The organism is Anaerosacchariphilus hominis, from assembly GCF_014290175.1.
Taxonomy (GTDB): domain Bacteria; phylum Bacillota; class Clostridia; order Lachnospirales; family Lachnospiraceae; genus Laedolimicola; species Laedolimicola hominis.
Genome location: NZ_JACOOR010000004.1, coordinates 313,188 through 327,502, shown reverse-complemented (window position 1 = coordinate 327,502; position 14,315 = coordinate 313,188). Strand labels below are relative to the sequence as shown.

15 protein-coding genes and 1 pseudogene are annotated in these 14,315 nt (G+C 53.6%); all 16 read left to right on the top strand.

What is annotated here, in order from left to right; translation table 11 throughout:
* Window positions 1-6: 6 nt before the first annotated feature.
* Window positions 7-1,398, top strand: a complete 1,392-nt coding sequence (locus H8S44_RS08680; protein WP_186872143.1) for an RsmF rRNA methyltransferase first C-terminal domain-containing protein — start codon at window positions 7-9, stop codon at window positions 1,396-1,398.
* A 1-nt stretch (window position 1,399) separates the two neighbouring features.
* Complete coding sequence (locus H8S44_RS08675; RefSeq protein ID WP_186872142.1) at window positions 1,400-2,113, top strand: pseudouridine synthase; 714 nt, start codon at window positions 1,400-1,402, stop codon at window positions 2,111-2,113.
* Entirely contained in the window at window positions 2,107-2,781 is a 675-nt protein-coding gene (locus tag H8S44_RS08670; protein WP_186872141.1) for an HAD family hydrolase, read from the top strand. The genes H8S44_RS08675 and H8S44_RS08670 overlap by 7 nt, the downstream gene beginning before the upstream one ends.
* A gap of 10 nt (window positions 2,782-2,791) precedes the next feature.
* Window positions 2,792-4,735, top strand: a complete 1,944-nt coding sequence (locus H8S44_RS08665) for a YgiQ family radical SAM protein (protein WP_186872140.1) — start codon at window positions 2,792-2,794, stop codon at window positions 4,733-4,735.
* A gap of 15 nt (window positions 4,736-4,750) precedes the next feature.
* A complete protein-coding gene (locus tag H8S44_RS08660) occupies window positions 4,751-5,575 on the top strand; it encodes a Cof-type HAD-IIB family hydrolase (RefSeq protein ID WP_186872139.1) in 825 nt (274 codons plus the stop codon).
* A gap of 55 nt (window positions 5,576-5,630) precedes the next feature.
* Window positions 5,631-6,434: an SDR family NAD(P)-dependent oxidoreductase gene (locus tag H8S44_RS08655; RefSeq protein ID WP_186872138.1), complete on the top strand. Its 804-nt coding sequence runs from the start codon at window positions 5,631-5,633 to the stop codon at window positions 6,432-6,434.
* A 139-nt stretch (window positions 6,435-6,573) separates the two neighbouring features.
* The gene (locus H8S44_RS08650) at window positions 6,574-7,083 is read left to right on the top strand and encodes an NUDIX hydrolase (protein WP_186872137.1); all 510 of its coding nucleotides are present in this window, start codon (window positions 6,574-6,576) and stop codon (window positions 7,081-7,083) included.
* Entirely contained in the window at window positions 7,074-7,808 is a 735-nt protein-coding gene (locus H8S44_RS08645; RefSeq protein ID WP_186872136.1) for a LytR/AlgR family response regulator transcription factor, read from the top strand. Before H8S44_RS08650 ends, H8S44_RS08645 begins: the two co-directional genes overlap by 10 nt.
* 5 nt (window positions 7,809-7,813) lie before the next feature.
* On the top strand, window positions 7,814-8,638 hold the full coding sequence (locus H8S44_RS08640; RefSeq protein ID WP_186872135.1) for a hypothetical protein: 825 nt from the start codon (window positions 7,814-7,816) through the stop codon (window positions 8,636-8,638).
* Window positions 8,635-9,453, top strand: a complete 819-nt coding sequence (locus H8S44_RS08635) for an ATP-binding protein (protein WP_186872134.1) — start codon at window positions 8,635-8,637, stop codon at window positions 9,451-9,453. Before H8S44_RS08640 ends, H8S44_RS08635 begins: the two co-directional genes overlap by 4 nt.
* 16 nt (window positions 9,454-9,469) lie before the next feature.
* A complete protein-coding gene (locus H8S44_RS08630) occupies window positions 9,470-10,174 on the top strand; it encodes a class I SAM-dependent DNA methyltransferase (protein ID WP_186872133.1) in 705 nt (234 codons plus the stop codon).
* A gap of 134 nt (window positions 10,175-10,308) precedes the next feature.
* On the top strand, window positions 10,309-11,028 hold the full coding sequence (locus H8S44_RS08625; protein ID WP_186872132.1) for a hypothetical protein: 720 nt from the start codon (window positions 10,309-10,311) through the stop codon (window positions 11,026-11,028).
* Between the two features lie 51 nt (window positions 11,029-11,079).
* Window positions 11,080-11,682, top strand: a complete 603-nt coding sequence (locus H8S44_RS08620) for a hypothetical protein (protein ID WP_186872131.1) — start codon at window positions 11,080-11,082, stop codon at window positions 11,680-11,682.
* Window positions 11,683-11,724: 42 nt separating this feature from the next.
* Window positions 11,725-12,732, top strand: a complete 1,008-nt coding sequence (locus H8S44_RS08615; RefSeq protein ID WP_186872130.1) for an RluA family pseudouridine synthase — start codon at window positions 11,725-11,727, stop codon at window positions 12,730-12,732.
* A 10-nt stretch (window positions 12,733-12,742) separates the two neighbouring features.
* Window positions 12,743-13,276 (top strand): Holliday junction resolvase RecU, encoded by a 534-nt coding sequence (locus H8S44_RS08610; protein ID WP_186872129.1) that lies wholly within the window; start codon window positions 12,743-12,745, stop codon window positions 13,274-13,276.
* 47 nt (window positions 13,277-13,323) lie between these two features.
* Window positions 13,324-14,289 (top strand): annotated as a pseudogene (hisZ, locus tag H8S44_RS16865) (ATP phosphoribosyltransferase regulatory subunit); the annotation flags it as partial.
* Window positions 14,290-14,315 lie beyond the last annotated feature (26 nt).

Below are 14,315 nucleotides of genomic sequence, written 5' to 3'. Positions count from 1 at the left end.
ATTAGCATGAGATTACCGGAGATATTTTTACGGGAAATGAAAGAACTACTGGGCGAAGAGTATGATGCCTGGCTGAATACTTATGACGCCCCGGGCTATCGCGGCCTGCGGGTCAATACGACGAAAATCAGTCCGAAAGCTTTTCGGGAGCTTTCGGCTTTTTCCATGGAACCGGTTCCCTGGACCGGAAACGGTTTTTATCTGGAAGGTGAGGAGCGGGCCTCCCGCCATCCCTACTACGCAGCCGGACTTTACTATCTGCAGGAGCCCAGCGCCATGACTCCGGCAGCCTGTCTGCCCATCGAAGAGGGCGACCGGGTACTGGATCTCTGTGCCGCTCCCGGCGGCAAAGCTACGGAGCTGGCTGCCAGACTTCATGGAACAGGCGTTCTGGTAGCCAACGATATCAGCAATTCCAGAGCCAAGGCTCTGTTAAAGAACCTGGAGCTCTTCGGCGCCGGAAATATTCTGGTAACCAGCGAGACGCCCGAACGGCTCTGCCGGTATTTTGAGGGCTGGTTCGACAAGATTCTCATCGACGCCCCCTGCTCCGGCGAGGGTATGTTCCGAAAAGAGCCTGTCATGGTAAAAGACTGGGAGGAGCATGGCCCTTCCTATTACGCGACTATCCAGAAAGAGATTGTCACCTGGGCGGCAAAGCTTCTGAAGCCCGGCGGGCTTCTGGTTTATTCCACCTGTACCTTTTCCCCTCAGGAAAATGAGGAGACTCTGAACTATCTGAAGGGACTGGAGGGCGGCTTCCGGCTTCTTCCTCTTCCTTTGCCTGTTCCCGCAGCGAAGCTTGGCTTCCAACCCGGAAAGCAGGGCTGCGCCGAGGCGGGACGGCTCTATCCCCATCACATTCACGGAGAAGGTCATTTCGTTGCGCTTCTTCAGAAAGGAAGTGCTGAAAACCGGGGAACTGGAGACGGAAAAACTTCCGTCTCCGGAACCAGAGCTTCCAAAGCTTTGAAGCTTCCCGAGGAATGGCTTGCCTTCGCAAAGGATCTGAAGCTTTCCTGGGATCCGGCCCGGTTCCGCCTCTACGACGGACGGCTGTACCTGCTGCCGGATCCCCTGCTGAATCAGAATATCCGGGGGCTTCGCTTTTTAAGAACCGGGCTTTATCTGGGCGAGGTGAAGCAGAAACGCTTTGAGCCCAGCCAGGCTCTGGCCATGTTTCTCCGCCGGGAGGACTTTACCCGCACAGTGGATCTGACCGTTTCCGATGAACGGGTACTCCGCTATCTGAAAGGCGAGACCCTGGACGTGGAAGACCGGATTTCCGCCAAGGAAAAGGGCTGGTGCCTGGTCTGCCTGGACGGCTTCCCCTTAGGCTGGGGAAAGCTTGCGGGCGGAACCCTGAAGAACAAATATTATCCCGGCTGGAGGTGGTAGCGTGCGTCTGGATAAATACCTGTGCGAAGCCGGATACGGCACCCGCACCGAAGTAAAAAAAATCATAAAAGCCGGACTTGTAACCCACAATGGCACCAAGGCTCTCCGACCGGAGCAAAAAGTAATGGAGACCGACCAGGTCGCTGTGAACGGACAGAAGCTTTCCCTGTGCACTGTGGAGTACTGGATGCTTCACAAACCTGCGGGATGCGTCTCCGCCACAGAGGATCGGGCACTTCCTACGGTGATAGACTATCTGCCGGAGGAGGCAAGAAAGGATCTGTTTCCCGTTGGACGCCTGGATCGGGATACGGAAGGCTTGTTGCTTTTGACTAACGACGGAAAGCTGGCTCATTACCTGCTTTCCCCCAGGCGCCATGTGGACAAGGTCTATTATGCCCGCATCCTCGGTAAGGTCACCGAAGCCCATGTGGAGCAGTTCGCCCGGGGACTGGACATCGGCGATGAAAAAGAGACCCTTCCGGCGGCTCTTCACATTTTAAGCTCCGGCCCGGAGTCTGAGATACAGGTCACCATCCGGGAGGGCCGCTATCATCAGGTAAAACGGATGTTTGAGGCCATCGACTGCCAGGTGGTCTATCTGAAACGGCTTTCCATGGGAAGTTTAATTCTGGACGAGGCTCTGACCCCGGGAGACTGCCGGAAACTGACTGAAGAGGAGCTTCAGAAACTAAAGGAGGATACGGGATGCTGAAAGGAATAGACGCGGTCCTTTTTGATCTGGACGGAACCCTGGTGGATTCCATGTGGATGTGGGGGGCCATTGACCGGGAATATCTGGGACGGCACGGCCTTTTAGTTCCGGTCGGACTCCAGCAGGAGATCGAGGGCATGAGTTTCTCGGAGACAGCCGTCTACTTTAAAGAGAGGTTCTCTCTGCCGGATAGCCTGGATGTCATAAAGGCTGAATGGATCGCCATGTCAAAGGAAAAGTACGCCCATGAGGTTCCCTTAAAGCCGGGAGCCTTGGAATTTCTGCAATATCTGAAGGAACATGGCATTCGCTCCGGCATCGCCACCAGCAACGGCCGGGAGCTTTTAAACGCCGTCATCGCGGGACTTCGGATAGATCCTTATTTCCAGTGCCTCATGACCTCCTGCGAGGCAGGCGCCGGAAAGCCTGCGCCGGATATTTATCTGAAGGTGGCAGAAACCCTCGGCGTAAAGCCGGAACGCTGTCTGGTGTTCGAGGATACGCCCGCCGGCATCCGGGCCGGAAAAAGCGCAGGCATGAGGGTCTGCGCCATTTACGATGCCTACGCGAAAGAGCGACAGGAAGAGAATCGGCGCATGGCCGATTATTATATACAGGATTTTTACCAGGTATTGAACGGAATGTATGAGAGCCTGGTACAGGAATAGGAGTACCTTTATGAAGCAGCAGGGATTTTTGCCCGCAACCAAAGAAGAATTAATCGAACGGGGAATCGAACAGCCGGACTTTGTCTATGTCATCGGAGACGCCTATGTGGATCACCCTTCCTTCGGCCCGGCCATCATCAGCCGCGTTCTGGAAAGCCATGGCTACAGCGTGGCCATTCTGTCTCAGCCGGACTGGAAGAATCCGGACAGCATCCGGGTGTACGGCGAACCCAGACTGGCCTTTCTGGTATCTTCGGGAAATATGGACTCCATGGTAAACCATTACTCCGTATCCAGAAAGCGCAGAAGGACCGACGCCTTTACCCCGGGCGGAGTCATGGGACGGCGGCCCGATCGGGCGGATATGGTCTACAGCAATCTGATCCGTCACGCCTATAAGCATGTACCCATTATTCTGGGTGGCATCGAGGCCAGTCTGCGCCGGATGGCCCACTATGACTACTGGGCGGACGGCTTTAAGCGGAGCCTTCTTCTGGACAGCGGCGCGGATCTCATTTCATACGGAATGGGGGAGCGGTCCATCGTGGAAATCGCTGACGCCCTGGCCTCCGGTATCTCCATCCATGATCTGACCTTCATCAACGGAACTGTCTTCCGGACTTCCCGGAAAGAGGATATCTACGACGCCATCTTCCTTCCGGATTATGAGAGCATGAAAGCCGATAAGACTCTCTATGCCAAGAGCTTTGGCATCCAGCACAAGAATACGGACCCCATCCGCGGAAAACGTCTGGCCGAGCAGTATTCCGAACATCTGTACGTAGTTCAGAATCCTCCGGCCCGGCCTCTGACCCGGGAGGAAATGGACGAGATCTACGACCTGCCTTATCAGCGGGCCGTTCACCCCAGCTGTCTGACCCGGGGAGAGGTTCCTGCTTTTTCGGAAATCAAGTTCAGCCTGGCCAGCTGCCGTGGCTGTTTCGGCGCCTGCTCTTTCTGCGCCCTGACCTTCCACCAGGGGCGGATCATTCAGTCCCGCAGCCATGAATCCCTGCTCCGGGAAGCTCATCTCATGACAGAAGATCCGGATTTCAAAGGCTATATCCACGATGTGGGAGGCCCCACTGCGGACTTCCGGCGTCCCGCCTGCGATAAGCAACTGAAGGCTGGTGCCTGCCCGGAGCGGCAGTGCCTGTTCCCGAAGCCCTGTCCGAATCTGAAAGCGGATCATAGCGACTATATTTCCCTGCTCCGGAAACTCCGGTCGGTTCCCGGCGTCAAGAAGGTATTCATCCGTTCCGGTATCCGCTTCGATTACGTGCTGGCGGATCCGAATCAGACCTTTTTGAAAGAGCTCTGTGAATACCATGTGAGCGGTCAGCTTAAAGTGGCCCCTGAACATGTATCGGACGCGGTACTCTCCCGGATGGGAAAGCCAAACCGCGGTGTCTATGAAGAGTTCTGCCGCCGCTATAAAAAAATGAATGAAACCCTGCAGAAAAAGCAGTATCTGGTACCGTATCTCATGTCCTCCCATCCGGGTTCCACTCTGAAAGAAGCCATCGAGCTGGCAGAATACTGCAGGGATCTGGGATATATGCCCGAACAGGTCCAGGACTTTTATCCCACTCCTTCCACCATTTCCACCTGCATGTACTATACCGGGCTGGATCCCCGGACCATGGAGCCGGTCTACGTGCCGAAGAATCCCCATGAAAAGGCCATGCAGCGGGCCCTGATCCAGTACCGGGATCCCAAAAACGAAGCCCTGGTGCGGGAAGCCCTGGAAAAGGCCGGGCGAAGAGATCTCATCGGCTATGGCCCCAAATGTCTGCTGCGTCCCAAGGGCAGCAGACCTGCGGAAGAACGCCCTGACGCCACGCGGATCAGAAAGCCCACCGGAAAACGGAAATCGGATCCCTTTGTTTTGCAAAAACCGCAGGCTCAGCGTCCCAAAAAGAAAACCATACGAAATGTACACAAGAAGAAATAGGAGAACATCACAGCTATGAATCAGTATCAGTTAATCGCCCTGGATATGGACGGTACTCTGTTAAACAGCAAAAAACAGCTTTCCGAGGGAAACCGGGCCGCTCTGGAGCGGGCCGCTGCTGCCGGAAAGCAGATCGCCCTGTCCACCGGACGCTGCCGTCCGGAACTGGCCGACTACCTTGCACAGATTCCCGGCATCCGTTATCTGGACTGTTCCAGCGGCGCCCTGGTTTATGATTTGAAAGAGCAGAAGGAGATCTGCGCCCGCCGGATTCAGCCGGAGCTCATCGAAGCCTTTATTCGTTATGCTCTGGAGAATGACCTGATGGTGCATCTGCTGGATCAGAAGTCCTATGTATGGAGCAGACAGCTTCATCAGATGGAATACTACGGCATGGGCGTCTATCAGTCTCTCTTTGCGCGGATCTGTACTCCGTTGGATCAGATTCTGGAAGATTATCTGGCCTATCCCTTCCCGGTGGAAAAGTTCAACTTCTATCATCCGAGCCTGGAGGCCAGGGAGCTTACCCGGAAATGGATAGAACAGCAGCAGTTCCCGGTAACCATGGCTTACTCGGAGATCTCCTCCCTGGAGCTGACTGCAGCAGGCGTAGACAAGGGCAGCGGACTCGCAAAGCTTTGCGAGCATCTGGGGCTTTCTACCGAACAGAGTATCGCCGTGGGCGACGCTGACAACGATCTCCCGGTTCTTCGCGCCGCCGGCCTTTCCATCGCCATGGGCAATGCGGCGGAGCATGTGCGAAAAAGTGCCGATGTCTGTGTCAGCGACTGCGACCATGACGGCTGTGCAGAGGCCATTGACCGGTATCTGTTGGCCTGAATTTCTCAGTCGGAATCTCTTAACCAGCTTTTCTTAGCCGAAAGGAAGGATACTTATGGAAAGTGCAGCAAAGAAAAGGACCTCCATCGCCATCGTAACCGGAGCCTCCTCCGGCATGGGCCGGGAGTTTGTCAGGCAGATAGCCGGCGGATACCGATCCATTTCCCAGATCTGGGTCATCGCCCGGCGGGAACAGGTTCTGCTGGAGTTAAAGGATGAACTCCTGAAGTCCGGCATTACAGATACCCAGATCCGCACTCTGCCCCTGGATCTGGGCGAAGAAACAGCCTTTCAGGAGCTGGAGCTTCTTCTAAAAAACGAAAAGCCCCTTATCCGTATTCTGGTGAACTCCGCAGGTCTGGGGCACTCCGGCCGCCTGGAGAACCAGTCGGTGGAAGAAGCCCTTTCCATGCTCGATATCAACTGCAGAGCCCTGACCGCCATTACCATGGTATGTCTGCCTTATTTCCGGAAGGGAAGCCGTATCATCCAGATGGATTCGGGCTCCGCCTTTCTTCCCCAGCCCGGCTTTGCTGTCTATGCAGCCAGTAAGTCCTATGTGTTATCCCTGTCCCGGGCCCTGAGGGAGGAGCTTCGCGCGCGCGGCATCTCGGTTACTGCCGTCTGCCCGGGTCCCGTGGACACCCCTTTCTTCGAGACAGGAGGCATTACCCTGAATTCCGTAAAAAAACTCTTTCTGGAGAAGCCGGAAAAGGTAGTCCGGAAAGCCCTCTTTGACGCGGAAAAAGGAAAGGCGGTATCCGTCTGCGGCTGCAGCATGAAACTGGTACACGCCGCATCCGGCATTTTGCCCCAGGGCCTTATGACCAGTCTCAGTTCCCTGCTGTTCTCCCTTTGATTTCTTCCGGACATCTCCATTATGTCCATTGCAAGTGTTAAAAAAGCGTAAAAAGCTGCAAATTTTGAAGCAAAATGGTGGATTCCTGAAATTTACTGTGCTATAATTATGAAACAAATTTTTGCACAGGGAGTTTTTTATGGATCAATTAGTCGGAACTTTAACTACACTTTGTTATCTGGAACAGGACAACTGTCTTCTGATGATGCACCGCGTCAAAAAGAAGCACGATGTCAACCAGGATAAATGGATCGGGGTGGGCGGACACGCCCTTCCCTATGAAAGCCCGGAGGACTGTCTGCTCCGCGAGGTACGGGAGGAGACTGCGCTTACCCTCACGGATTACCGTTTCCGGGGCCTGGTGACCTTTGCCCTGAAGGGTGTAGAGACCCAGTATATGTGCCTTTACACCGCCACCGGCTGGGAGGGCGAGTTGGACTACAACTGCCCGGAGGGCGTACTGGAATGGGTGCCCATGGACAAAATCGACGATCTGGAGCTCTGGATCGGGGATAAGGTCTTTTTCCGGCTTCTGAAAGAGAACCAGCCTTTCTTTTCTCTGAAGCTGGGCTATGACGGCGACACGCTGGAAGAGTGCGTGCTGGATGGAAAACCACTGGATTGGAGGAAATATCTGGAATGCAGATAGCTGTTTGCGACGATCAGGAAGAGATTCTGAAACAATTGAAGAAAATGCTGTCCCGGTTTACCCTTGTCCGAACCGTGTACTGTTATTCCGACCCGGAAATCTTTCTCCATACTCTGCAGGATCAAACCTACGACGCAGTTCTCATGGACATCGACTGGAACCGGAAGGAAAACGGACTGGACTATGCGGCCAGACTTTACGAGGCCAGCCCTTACACCAAGGTCATTTATATGACCGCCTATGGCATGAACTATATGGAAGATATCTTCCTGAACCGGACCAACCTCAGCGGATTCCTGAAGAAGCCCATCGTGCCTGAGCAACTGGAAAAGAACCTACAGAAGATCTGGGATGAGCGCAAGGACAGCGGCCGTCTTCTGATTCACCGGCAGGGCAGTACCCTGGCCGTTCCCTTCCGGGATATCTGGTATCTGGAGAGCAGCCTGCACAAGACCCGCGTGGTACTGAAGTCCCGGGAGTATTTCTGCAACGAACGCCTGACTTCCATGATGGAACAGCTGGACGACCGCTTTGTGAACTGTCATAAGAGCTATATCGTAAATATGGAATACATCTCTGAACTGCAGGGAAAAGAGATTCTGCTTTCGGATCCCATGGAACGCTCCGGGTCTTCCGAATCGGATGTTCGCAGAATCCCCATCAGCCGGGCAAGAAATGAAGAGACCCGGAAACGTTATTTCGCGTACGCGGCGGAAAGGATCTGACGACCATGTCCAATTTGATTCTGAGTACTTCCGCATACCTTTATGATTTCATTCTTCTCATGTTGTATTTCTCCGGCTGTCTGGGACGGCGGTTTTCCAGGAAGGTAACCTTTCTGGGAACCATCGCCTGCTGGGTGGCATTCTGCTGCTTTAAACTTCTGCCCGTATATCAGGCCGATTATAATCCCACCCTTCCGGCACTTTTTCAGCTTCTTGTCCTCGGCTTTTATCTCTGTTTCTTTTTCGGCTCTTCTCTACCGAAAAAGCTTCTGGCAGCATTGCTTCAGCTGGCTACCTTAAGTCTTTTGGAGTTTTTCACCATGCGGCTTCTTTATACCGTGATTCAGCCCGGGGAACCTGTGCCGATAGATTCTCCCATCATTGCTCTGGGAACTCTGATTATGATTCCGCTGGCTCTGTTGGTCTGCGTTTTCAATTATGACCTGTGGAAGCTCTTTGAAAGCCGTCAGTGGAAATGGACCCATTCTAGACTGCAATGGATCTGTCTGCTCCTTCCTCTGGGCCAGGGCCTGCTGCTCACCGACTATATCCGGATTTACCTAAATGCCATAGAACAGATCCGGGTTTCCGTACTTCTTGGCATTCTCCTCAGCATGCTGGCAGACGCCGGAATGTTCTTTCTGTTGGAAGAAGCGGCGGAACAGAGTCGCCTGGAGGAAGCCTTACGTCTGCAGAAACGTCTTTACCAGAGAGAAAAGTATCACTATGAGGAACTGATGCAGACCCAGCAGGAGACCGCCAAGCTCCGTCACGATTACCAGAACTATCTGTTGATGCTTCAGGAGCTGAAAAAGGAGGATACTCCATGACAAAGAAAACTTACGCTCTGCTGGCCCTCCTGCCCATCAGTCAGATGCTGCTGTTGTCTGCTTACCAGAATCATCGGCTTTCTGCCCTGACCACTCTGGCAATACTTTTAAATCTGCTGGCAGACCTGGTCCTGATTTATCTTTTTTTCTGGGGCTTTCAAAAGAAACGGCAGGAGCGGAAGCTGGCAGAACTTCAGTATCTCCAGGAAGCAGAGCGCCGACAGAATGAAGCCCTGGAGCAGAAACATGCCGAGCTTCTGTCCATGCGCGCGGATCTGAACCAACAGCTTTCACGGATTCGCCTGCTCCTGGAAAAAGGAGACACTGACGCGGCCGAAGCGGATATCGCTTCCGTCCAGCAAACCCTCGATCACACCCGCATCCGGGAATATTGCCAGCACCAGGTGGTCAATGCCATTCTGACAGAAAAAGATCGGCAGTGCCAGGCCCTTGGCATCCGGACCGACTATCAGCTTCTGATTCCCCGGAAGCTTCCGATCGATCCCCTGCATCTTTGCAGTATCTTTTCCAACCTCATGGATAATGCCATCGAGGCTCTCCGGGAGCTTCCGGAAGAGCAGCGTTCCCTCACCCTTCACGGTGCCCTCCGGGGCAGCTACCTTCTGGTCCGCCTGGAGAATCCTGCTTCCCGGAAGCACGCGGAACGTCCCATCCGCACCGGTCACGGCTACGGCAGCCAGATCCTTCAGGACATCGCCGACACCTACGACGGCTATTTCCAGTGTGATTTTGACAACGGCGTGTTCCGGGCTATTATGGCGGTGAAGGTGGATCGGATTGGAGGGAAAAATTAATCAAAGGAGGTTTCCCATGTACAGCACCGCATTCTGCAAAGTCTACAACCAGTTTGGCTGGAATTATTTTCCCGAGGCCTTCGGGGAACAACTTCTGACCTGGCTGCGCCAAAATCAGGTGACCGTCCGCAAAAGCCTGGACCTGGCCTGCGGCACGGGCGTGCTCTGTGAGCTTCTGGCCGGAGAGGGCATCGAGGCCAGCGGCATGGATTTTTCCGAAGGGATGATTCAGATCGCGATGGAGCGGAACCCAAAGCTCCATTACGAAGTGGCAGATATGATCACCTACCGTCCAAAAGAGCAGTTTGATCTGGTGACCTGCACCGGAGACGCGCTGAATCATATCATGCGCCTGGAAGATATCGACCGGATCTTTGCAAACGTATACGCCTATCTGGCTGAGGGCGGTTACTTTATTTTCGATATTCTGAATGAAAAAGAGGTTCCCATGGCGGAGCCCATCGACCTGGACTTCAGCGAGACGGTCAAGGCCCAGTTCATGGTGACCCACGATGCCGACGGCCGGATCAATCTGCAAACCACCGTCTATGAGAACGGAGAGAAGCAGTTCGAGGAGAATATCAAAGAAATCGTTCATGATGAAAAGGCCGTCTGTGAGCTGCTCCAAAAGAACGGTTTCCGGGTGGAAAAATGCGCCAATCATTTTCTGGAAAACGAAGGAAATTACAGCAAAACCTGGTACATCATCGCCCGAAAGTAAGAAATCGAAAAATTATAAGAAAGCTTGAAGTGTATGGGGGATTTGCGTATAATGAAACTCAGGCGGATCGGTCTCTGACTCAGCGGGCCATCCGTCCGCGACAGAATGTTCTGACAGAAAAAGGAGAGATCATCATGAAAAAATACTGGCTGGCCGCATTGCTGGGCACCATGGTGCTGGCGGCAGGCTGTAAAGGCAATTCAGATACCGAAGAAGTAACTCCCGCAACCTCCGAGACAGAGGCCTCAAAGGAGGATATCGCCGCAGGCGCAAGCACCCTTTCTGAGGCCGGAAAGAGCGCTTACCGCTCGGTGCTGGAGGATATCTATTATAATCAGCAGTTTCCCAACAGCCTGGAGCTGGATTACGACGGCTCTGATCTGTCCCGGAACCGCTTTGCCGTGCTGGATGTGGATGGAGACGGCCGCAGTGAGCTGCTGATTTCTTATATCACCGCTTCCACAGACGGCCAGGCCTTTCTGGTCTATGATTTTGTGGAAGCACTGGACGCGGTGCATGAGGAATTCATGGGCTTTCCGACGGTTACCTTTTACGACAACGGCGTAGCCCGCGCAAACTGGTCCGATCATCCCGGCACGCTGGAAAGCAGCGATTTCCAGCCCTTTACCCTGTACCTCTATAATAAAGATGAAAACGTCTACGGACTTCTTGGAACCGCTTTTCAGAAGGATGATCCGGACGTCTATTATCAGAACCTGGTGGGCGACGAGGATGAAACCGAGATCGACGAAACGGTCCTGAAGGACTGGCTGGATACGACCATCGGCGACGCGGCCGTCGTGGACGTTCCTATGATGAAACTGACACCGGAAAATATCCGGGCATTGAAATAAAACATAAAACTGCCCTGTGAAATACAAGACAAAATACAAGGAGAACCTCTCATGGGAAATACCATCCCCAAGGGCGAATATGGCTATACCGACGCCCACAAACGAAGCCAGCTTATCAAAACACTGATCCTGTTCCTGCTGCCGGCGGCCATCTTCACCATCGGATACTGTACCTCCCACACTCGGATGAATCTGTTCACCGTAGTGGCTGTGGTGGGCTGCCTGCCTGCCTGCAAGGAAACGGTCAATCTGATCATGTTCTGGAACCGCCATTCCCTGTCCCGGGATCTGCATGAACAGATCGCCCTACACGTTCAGGAACTTACCCACGCCTGGGAGCTGGTTCTGACCACCTACGATAAGAATTATCCCCTTTCCAGCCTGGTTATCCGGGGCAATGAGGTCGCCGGATACACTCCGTCCAAAGAGCTGGATCTGCGGGCTCTGGAATCCCATATCATAAAAGTTTTGAAGGAAAACGGCCTGTCCGGCGTTCATGTCCATATATTCACGGACCTGAAAACCTATCTGGAGCGGACTGACGTCTTAGGCAGACGGGAGCCGGAAGCCATCCCCTTTACTCCGGACGACCGCTATCCCTCCCTGAACCGGGAGCAACTGATCCGGGAACTGATTTTGGCCCTGTCTCTGTAACCGGCCGGAACAAATCTTTGAAATCCGGAAAGGAAGAAATTCATGCGTCTTCTGACAGTAGGAGAAAATGAAGCCGGACAGCGTCTGGACAAGCTGCTTGCCAAATATATGGACCAGGCTCCTGCCAGCTTCTTTTATAAAATGCTTCGAAAAAAGAATATCACCCTGAACGGGAAAAAGGCCGATGGAAAGGAACGGCTGGCAGTGGGAGACGAGATTCGTCTTTTTCTGGCTGACAAAACCATCGACGGCTTCTCCAGCCCCAAAACTGCCGGAGCGAAAAATACGGCAGCAAGGAAGAAGCTCCCCGAAAAGCTCCGGCCGGACATTCTCTACGAGGATTCCCATGTGCTCCTGTTCAATAAGCCCGCCGGACTTTTGTCCCAGAAAGCAAAGCCCTCTGATATTTCCCTGGTGGAATACCTGACGGAACATCTGCTTCAGACGGGAGAGGCCACGGAAGTGTCTCTGCGCAGCTTCCGGCCCGGTATCTGTAACCGGCTGGACCGCAATACCAGCGGCCTGGTGGCAGCAGGCAAGAGCCTTCGGGGACTCCAGGAGCTGAATGAGCTGTTCCGGGTGCGAAGCCTGCACAAGTTTTACCGCACGGTGGCCCTGGGAACCATCACGGGAAAACAGCGCATAGAAGGCTGGCTTCTGAAAAACGAAAAGACCAACCAGGTACAGATTTTTTCCGAACAGAGGAGGGACGCCCTTCCCATCTGCACGGAATATGTACCCCTAAAGCAGCTGACCATCCAGGGAAAGCCCTATACTTACCTGGAGATCAATCTGATCACCGGCCGTTCCCATCAGATACGGGCCCACCTGGCCAGCATCGGCCATCCGCTGGTGGGCGACCCCAAATACGGCAATCCAAAAGTAAATCAGGAATTCAAAAGGAAGTTCGGTCTGGAATATCAGCTGCTTCATGCCTATCGTCTGGAGCTTCCCCGGATAGAGGGCGTACTTGCCCCCCTTTCTGAGAAAAACTTTATCGCGCCGCTTCCCGACTCTTTCCAGCGAATCCTGAAATCCCATACCAAATAAAGAGGAACTTATGGCAACCTGGAATTCCAGAGGTCTCCGGGGCTCTACCCTGGAGGACCTCATCAACCGTACAAATGAAAAATACAGGGAGCAGGGGCTGGCGCTGATTCAGAAAGTGCCAACCCCTATTACACCCATCAGGATCGACAAGGAGCACCGGCACATTACTCTGGCCTATTTTGACCAGAAGAGTACTGTGGATTACATCGGAGCCGTTCAGGGGATCCCTGTGTGCTTTGACGCTAAGGAGTGCGATACCGACACCTTTCCCCTCCAGAACATTCACGCACATCAGGTGGAATTCATGGGGGACTTTGAGCGTCAGGAAGGCGTGTCCTTTCTGATTATCCTGTTTTCCCAAAGAAATGAACTTTATTTTCTGCCATATAGAAGGATGAAGGAATTCTGGGAGCGGGCGCAGGATGGCGGCCGGAAAAGCTTCCGCCACGATGAACTGGATCTCTCTTACGTGCTCACACCCCATGGAGGCTATCTGGTTCCCTATCTGGACGGAATACAGAAAGTGATTGACGAATCAGAATAAACACTTTATAATGGTAAATCAGTAAAGTGTACAGGAGGAAGCCTAGGATGAAAAATCAAAATCCGCTTTTACATACCCCGGAAGGCGTCCGGGACATTTACGGCAATGAGTTCGTACAGAAGTTTGAATTGCAGCAGCTCTTATACCGGGTGCTGGCAGGCCGTGGCTATCAGGGCATCGAGACGCCCACCTTCGAGTTTTTCGACGTATTTTCCCGCGAGGTCGGTACCGTTCCCTCCCGGGAGCTCTATAAATTTTTCGACAAAGAGGGCAACACCCTGGTACTTCGGCCGGATATGACCCCGTCCATTGCCCGGGCCGTATCCAAGTATTTCCATGACGAGACGCCCATCCGGCTCTGCTATATGGGTAATACTTTTATCAACTACGACAAATATCAGGGCCGCTTAAAAGAGACCACCCAGATGGGCGCGGAGCTTATGGGTGACGGAAGCGTGGAGTCCGATGTGGAGCTGCTTTCCGTGCTCATCGAGGCCCTGCAGGAGGCAGGCCTTCGGGAATTTCAGGTGAGCGTGGGACAGGTGGAATTCTTTAAAGCCCTGCTTCGGGAGGCAGGTATTGGAAACGCGGCGGAAGAAAGCCTTAGAAGACTCATTTCCGATAAGAACCGCTTCGGCGCGGAGGAGCTCCTGTCCGGTTACGAAATCTCCGAGAAGCTTCGCAACACCTTCCTGGAAATGGCGACGCTGACCGGCGGCGAGGAAGCGCTGCAGAAGGCAAAAAGCCTCACGGATAACAGCGAAGCCCTGGAAGCCCTGGAACGGCTCCGGGAGATTTATAAGGGGCTGAAGGAAAAGGGCTACGAAAAGTATGTTACCTTTGACCTGAGTATGCTAAGTAAGTATAATTACTATACGGGTATCATTTTCCATGCGTATTCTTATGGCTACGGTGAGCCCCTTGCCAAGGGCGGACGCTATGACAATCTGCTGTCCCACTTCGGGCGGGAGCTGCCTGCGGTCGGTTTCGCTATCGTGGTGGATCAGCTACAACGGGCTCTTCGAAATGACGCGGAGAA

Bases quoted from the DNA above. Each gene is read 5' to 3' on its own strand.
- H8S44_RS08625 (WP_186872132.1), top strand. From the start codon at position 10,309: ATGAAAAAATACTGGCTGGCCGCATTGCTGGGCACCATGGTGCTGGCG.
- H8S44_RS08650 (WP_186872137.1), top strand. From the start codon at position 6,574: ATGGATCAATTAGTCGGAACTTTAACTACACTTTGTTATCTGGAACAG.
- H8S44_RS08620 (WP_186872131.1), top strand. From the start codon at position 11,080: ATGGGAAATACCATCCCCAAGGGCGAATATGGCTATACCGACGCCCAC.
- H8S44_RS08670 (WP_186872141.1), top strand. From the start codon at position 2,107: ATGCTGAAAGGAATAGACGCGGTCCTTTTTGATCTGGACGGAACCCTG.
- H8S44_RS08635 (WP_186872134.1), top strand. From the start codon at position 8,635: ATGACAAAGAAAACTTACGCTCTGCTGGCCCTCCTGCCCATCAGTCAG.
- H8S44_RS08655 (WP_186872138.1), top strand. From the start codon at position 5,631: ATGGAAAGTGCAGCAAAGAAAAGGACCTCCATCGCCATCGTAACCGGA.
- H8S44_RS08665 (WP_186872140.1), top strand. From the start codon at position 2,792: ATGAAGCAGCAGGGATTTTTGCCCGCAACCAAAGAAGAATTAATCGAA.
- H8S44_RS08630 (WP_186872133.1), top strand. From the start codon at position 9,470: ATGTACAGCACCGCATTCTGCAAAGTCTACAACCAGTTTGGCTGGAAT.
- H8S44_RS08680 (WP_186872143.1), top strand. From the start codon at position 7: ATGAGATTACCGGAGATATTTTTACGGGAAATGAAAGAACTACTGGGC.
- H8S44_RS08610 (WP_186872129.1), top strand. From the start codon at position 12,743: ATGGCAACCTGGAATTCCAGAGGTCTCCGGGGCTCTACCCTGGAGGAC.
- H8S44_RS08645 (WP_186872136.1), top strand. From the start codon at position 7,074: ATGCAGATAGCTGTTTGCGACGATCAGGAAGAGATTCTGAAACAATTG.
- H8S44_RS08640 (WP_186872135.1), top strand. From the start codon at position 7,814: ATGTCCAATTTGATTCTGAGTACTTCCGCATACCTTTATGATTTCATT.
- H8S44_RS08615 (WP_186872130.1), top strand. From the start codon at position 11,725: ATGCGTCTTCTGACAGTAGGAGAAAATGAAGCCGGACAGCGTCTGGAC.
- H8S44_RS08660 (WP_186872139.1), top strand. From the start codon at position 4,751: ATGAATCAGTATCAGTTAATCGCCCTGGATATGGACGGTACTCTGTTA.